This window comes from Methanobrevibacter arboriphilus JCM 13429 = DSM 1125 (genome assembly GCF_002072215.1).
GTDB classification, from domain to species: Archaea; Methanobacteriota; Methanobacteria; order Methanobacteriales; family Methanobacteriaceae; genus Methanobinarius; species Methanobinarius arboriphilicus.
The window spans coordinates 129,861-136,148 of the sequence record NZ_JXMW01000005.1; the positions used below are offsets into that span (position 1 = coordinate 129,861).

Annotated in this window: 5 protein-coding genes; 1 reads left to right on the forward strand and 4 read right to left on the reverse strand. The window is 25.0% G+C overall.

All coding sequences use genetic code 11. The features are described from left to right. Positions 1–332 precede the first annotated feature (332 nt). Positions 333–686 (forward strand): hypothetical protein, encoded by a 354-nt coding sequence (locus MBBAR_RS03870; RefSeq protein ID WP_080459948.1) that lies wholly within the window; start codon positions 333–335, stop codon positions 684–686. A 180-nt stretch (positions 687–866) separates the two neighbouring features. On the opposite strand, the gene afpA is transcribed toward MBBAR_RS03870, so the two are convergent. The 4 genes from afpA to MBBAR_RS10205 all read right to left on the reverse strand — a co-directional run. Continuing rightward, positions 867–1,412, reverse strand: coding sequence for an archaeoflavoprotein AfpA (afpA, locus tag MBBAR_RS03875; protein WP_080459949.1), 546 nt, complete (start codon positions 1,410–1,412; stop codon positions 867–869). A 168-nt stretch (positions 1,413–1,580) separates the two neighbouring features. After that, positions 1,581–2,777: a geranylgeranyl reductase family protein gene (locus tag MBBAR_RS03880; protein WP_080459950.1), complete on the reverse strand. Its 1,197-nt coding sequence runs from the start codon at positions 2,775–2,777 to the stop codon at positions 1,581–1,583. Between the two features lie 11 nt (positions 2,778–2,788). Beyond that, positions 2,789–4,894, reverse strand: a complete 2,106-nt coding sequence (locus tag MBBAR_RS03885; RefSeq protein ID WP_143746128.1) for a PH domain-containing protein — start codon at positions 4,892–4,894, stop codon at positions 2,789–2,791. Positions 4,895–5,038: 144 nt separating this feature from the next. After that, positions 5,039–6,288, reverse strand: a 1,250-nt coding sequence (locus tag MBBAR_RS10205; protein WP_158082520.1) for an Ig-like domain-containing protein, incomplete at its 5' end; no start/stop codon positions are given.

Below are 6,288 nucleotides of genomic sequence, written 5' to 3' on the forward strand. Positions count from 1 at the left end.
CTAATTTAATGAACAGATAATTATTAATCTATGATATTTTATATTTTATTGTCTATTAATTTCATGAATAATTTTTAAAATAAAAAACATTTTAAAAATTTATTTTATTCTATGATAATAAGTTTTTAACAATAAACATTATATTTTTTAAAGAATATAAATATTATCACTATTTGTAATAGATGAATAGATAAATATTAACAGTTGAATATTTCTAATAAAATTGTAAAAATTTAGTATAGTTAGAAAATAAGAAAATTTAATTAACAATAACTTACAAAACTGTAATCAAAATTATATTAAAATACATGAAAATAAAATAAGGTGAAATTATGTCCGAAATAGCTGATAATGTCATTTTTAAGAAAGACTCTGGTGAAAAGATAAATGTTCTTCAAAAATATGTAGGTCTTAAAGCAAGACAGGGAGGAATATTAACTGTCAATTTTAGAACTCCAAATGAAGACATGGATCAAATAAAACATTTTTTTGAAGGTATGAAAGCATCAGAAGCAATAAAATACAATATTGGTGAAACTGGAGATGTTGATTGTTATTTTAAAGGTGTTGCCCCACTTTTAAAACAAATTGACGAAGCAGGATTCGAATACTCCTTTCTGTCAGTTACATTACAAGAGCTAAAAAAAGATTATGATGATGATATCCCAAATGGATGTAGTTGTTAAAAAAGAATTATAAAAAAATAAAAAATAAAAACAAATAAAGGCAAAACTAATTAAAAATAAATAAAAAATAAAAACAAATAAAGGCAAAACTAATTAAAAATAAATAAAAAATAATAATAAATAAAGGCAAAACTAATTAAAAAAGTAGTATAAAAAAATATTACTACTTAAAATTTCTCTTTAAAAAATATTGTAAATCTCATCAGTATCTTCAAATACAAAAGTATTATTCATATTTGAAATTTTTCTAACACAATCAATATCCTCTTTCGTTAATTCAAGAATAAGATCATTACCATTAGGAATTTTAGTTACAGTTACTCCTTCTTTAAAATCAACTGGCATTATATAAACTGGAACTTGTGATTTTTGACCCATAATTACTGCATTTGTAATCATTGTATCACCAATCCTACTTGCTAGTTTAGCTACTGTGTTAGAAGTACAAGGAGCAACAAGTAAAAACTCATATTTATGTAACTGAACATCCCCAGCTAAAAAAGGAGAATTAGAATTAACTTCAAATGAAACATACTCAAAATTTTCTTTAAGCTTTTTAAAAAGTCTATAAAACTTTAAAACTTGTTTACCAGCATTAGAAACAAAAACCCTAATTTCAACTTTATCACCATACTTTTCCTGAATATCAACCATTGTTTCATACGTTTTCTCAATCTTTTCTCCAGCACCAGTTACTGCCCAAGCAATCTTTTTTTTAGTTTTCATAATAATCAATCCTCTTCAATCCTCTAAATAGATATTGGAATAGTTTAAGTTATTATATACTTAATTAAATGTAAATATAGACGAATTTTTAAATAAATTGTTAAATAAATTTTTAAATAGATTTTTAAATAAATTTTTAAATATGTGAATTTAAATAATTAAAAGAGTTTATAAACTCCAAATTGATATAAGCTTCCTAAAGAAAACTTTAGGAATAATTGAAAAAATTAAACCTCTTTTTATAAATTCTTTTACAAGAATCGATTGTTTATCCATATCACCATATTTAGATATAATTTCCTCAGCGTTTTTCTCTTTCAACTTAGTGAACATATAATCTAAATCATTATCAGAAAGATTTTCAAGAGTTTTTTGGACTCTTATCTGATAATTAAGCTCTTTAGCATACTTCTTTTTAAAATTCTGTTCATAATCTTTTAAAAAATTAATATTATCATTATCCAAAGATTTTATAATTGCATCTTTAGCTAAATTAGTTGTATCAAAGCCAATAACAAGTCCTCCACCAGTAGTAGGCTTTAATTGAGATGCAGCATCTCCAATGAGTAATATCCTGTCCTTTACAATTTTCTTATTTTTATCAAAAATAGGTATCTTACCATGATATTTTTCAATTATAGAAGATTCTTTAAATCTTTCATCAGTAGCTAAAAAAGAATTTAATATTTCTTTTTGATCCTTGTATGAATTGTTTGAAAACAAACCTACTCTAAAACTTGAATCTGATGTTGGAATACACCATAAAAATCCTGGTAAAATTTTAGAAATAGCAAAAAGATCAACAAATTCAACAGCATTAGTATCAATTATATTAGCTCTAGAAGAAGTATTGATTTCCACGAGATATTGAGATGCATTGAAATAATTAAATTTTTCATTAAGTAAGCTAGAAACAAATGATTTAGACCCATCTGCACCAACTATAACTTTCGCAGAAACTTCCATATTGTTTTGACATCTGATTATACCATTTTCAGAATCAATATATGTAACCTTATATTGATTAAAAAATTTAACACCGTTATTAACAGCTCTTTCAGCTAAAAACTTGTCATAAGCTATTCGATCAATTATAAATGCCTCTGTATGATTTTTTTCCACTTTTAAAGTATTATTAGAAGAATGTAAGTATGCACCTTTAACACTATTTAATATTAAATTATCTGGAATTTCATTTACATCCATCAAATTTTTACTAACAATACCAGCACATTGTAAAGGAATTCCAATTTCCTTTTTTTTATCTAAAATAGCTACTTTATACCCTTCTTTAGCTATTTTATAAGCTAAAGTTGAACCAATAGGCCCTCCACCTACAATAGCCACATCATAGTCAAAACTCATCAATACACACACTATTTTTTGAACTTTCTAAAGTGTCTTTCTATAACAGAAATTTCTTTATTTTCATTATTCATCTGCTTATTCTGGCTATCTTGATTATACTTATTATTTTCAGAAATATTTCTATCATTCACTTGATTATTTTTATTATCCCAATTACCAGGATTATGTTGATTTTGGTTAATTTGATTATGATTATTCTGATTATTATAATTATCTCGATAATTATATTTATTATTTTGGTTATTCGGATTATGTTGATGATTTGAATCCTGATTAGAATTATTATTAAAATTATTATTACTATTATTATTACTATTATTATAATTATTATTATTTAAATTTCGATTATAATCAGGGTATTGGTTATTAAAATTAGAGTTAGGTTTATGATATTGGTTATTACGAGGATCAAATTGAATATTATGGGAAGTTGGAGTTTCTTTTTTATTATATTTATTAAATTGATTCACATTATTAATATCATCATATCTATTATTCGAATCTTTATCATCCATCTGATTAGAATAATTTTGTAGGTTCTTTTGATTATATTCATGAGAATGGTTATGGTCATGATTTTGATCATACTCATATTCTGGATTGCGTTCTGAATTGTATTCTGGATTGTATTCTGGATTGTGTTTTTGATTGTGTTTTTGGTTGTAATCTTGATTGTAATCTTGTTTATTATATTCTCTGTTATAATCTTTATCATACTCTTGATTTTGTTCTTTGTTATATTTTTGAGCATCTTCTTGATTATGATTATTATTAGGAGAATTTTCATCATTATGCCTAAATTTCAATCCATCATTAATATCATTAATAGCACGATTCATAGTTTGGTCAAAATATTCATTATCATCATATGAATCAATATTATCCTTATTATCCTTATTATAGGAGGTATCTCTAGAATATTCATTAGGGATAGAGTCATTATTGATAGGTTCATTATTATCTTTTTCACTGTTTTTATTAAAATTCGGAGAGTTTTTATATTCCTCAGGGTTCTCTATGAATTTATCTACATTATGATTATCATTATAAATAGGCTTGTTTAAATCTTTATTAAAATTCTCATTATCAGAATATTCTTTAGAATATTGATTATCTTTCTTAAGAAATGGAAAATCATTATTATTAAGTGGAACATATGTTCTTTTAGGTTGTTGGTTTTCATCAGAAGACATATATCTTCTTCTACTTGACTTAATCTTTTTATTATAATTTCCATTAGCACCCTCTTTATATTGATAATATCCTTCATTATTATTATGATTATCCACATCCCTATAATTTTGTTGAGAAGGATTGTTTAAATTATCAATATCATCATCATAGTTATCAGAGCTATTATGATTATTATAATTATTATTATAATTATTATTAGGTAAATTAGGATTATAATTAGGGTTATAATTAGAATTATAATTATTATAATCAGGGTTTACATTATTATCATAAATATGATTATTTTGATAATTATTATCTCTTTGAAAACCATTATTATTAAAATTAGGACCTCTAATAAAATCATCTTGTCCTATAGAATGATTAGGATAAGAATGTAGCTTGTTTATTTCAGAAAAAATGGTTTCTTCAACCAATTTAGGATTACTAACATTACTAATTTCTAATTTAGATTCATCATATCCACTATATGCTGTAACTGTTCCAACAGATACGATTCTTCCTAAAATTCCTTGAGATATGACAATATCCTGAATTTTAGAATAAGGCATATGCATAGTTTTTTGAAATAATACTCCTGATTTATATGTAACTCTCTGATCAGTAATAACATATTCCTTTACTGTCCAAGATATTAATGTCCAAATAATCCATATAATAATAGAAAATATAATTATGAATGTAATTATTGTAGCTGCTTGTATCAATGGAAGCTCAACAAATCTAAGTAATTGAACTTGCATTTGGGTTATATAATCAATCACAATAGGAGATATATAGGAAACAGCTCCTAAAATTATTAATAAAACAAAAACCTTCTTACAGCTAAGAAAGAAATTAGGTCTTCCCTTTAGAATTATATTTTCATTAATGATTTTTTCATTATCTCTATTAAACATTGGTTTATATTTATGTTTCAACTCTTAAATAAGTTTTTTGTAAAACATATGAGAATTTAAAAAAATTTAAAATATAAAATGAGTTTTAAAAGAATTCCAAGATAAAAAAAAAAAAGTATGGAGGAAAAAATAAAATAAGCCCTCCTAAAAAAAAAAAATTTTTAATTATTGTTTTCTTCTTAAGCTGATTCCAAATATACTTATCAATACTAGTATAATAGCTATTATTGGTATTCCTGTTTTTTTCATAGTAGCTATTGCTACTGGATTATCGCTTGTTTTATTGCCATTACCATTAGTACTATTAGTTTTATTAGTATTGTTAGTATTATTAGTATTATTAGTGTTGTTGGTGTTATTGTTGTTTTTGGTTTCAAATTCAGCAAATGCTAGATTACTAAAGTAATTTTCATTGTCAGATAAAGCTGTAATCTTATGTTTACCAGGTGTAAGTTTAGAATTGGGTATATGGAATATTCCAACTCCATCAGAGTCTGTTATCACAGATCCTATGTATTTACCATCTAATTCAACATCAACTTTATAATCTGGTATGGTATCACCATCTTCATCAACTACTTTAACAATCAAATCAACAGAACCATTCTTATTTTCATTAACAGTAACATTAACAAAGCTTTCACCTTTTTTAACATCAAAACTAGTGCTGTTAGTAAAACCTAAATATTTAGCATCACCATTGAAATTAAGTACAACTGTAGTTTTTCCAGTATTTTCAGGTTTATAAGTTAAATACCAGTAACCATTGGAATTAGTTTTCACTAAATGTTTTTTACCATCAATAGTAATTTCTAATTCACTATCAGCCATTGTATTACCTTCCTCATCGAGAAGAACACCACTTATAACAGTAGTTTTCCCTACTCTAAAATCACCTGAAATATCAATACTAGAATATGTAGCTAACTTAGTAACATTGAAGTTAGTATTATTGGTAAAACTAGTGTAATTATCATTACCAGCATAAGTAACAGTGACATTTATGTTTCCTGTGCAGTTAGTTGTATAATTAAGACTCCAACCACCAGTAGAATTAATAATAACATCACTATAAACATTACCATCAACACTAACAGTCAAAATATCAGAGCCATTACCAACATAACCAACAAGCTCACCAGAAATAGTAACATTATCACCAATACTTACAGTTTCAGGATTAACAATGATACTCGAATTAGTATCATTCAAAATCACAGTAAAACTACTTGCATTAGTAAAACTAGTATAATTATCATTACCAGCATAATTAACACTAACAGTTATGTTTCCTGTGCGATTAGTTGTGTAATTAAGACTCCAACCACCAGTAGAATTAATAATAACATCATCATAAACATTACCATCAACACTAACAGTCAAAATATCAGAGCCATTACCAACATAACCAACAA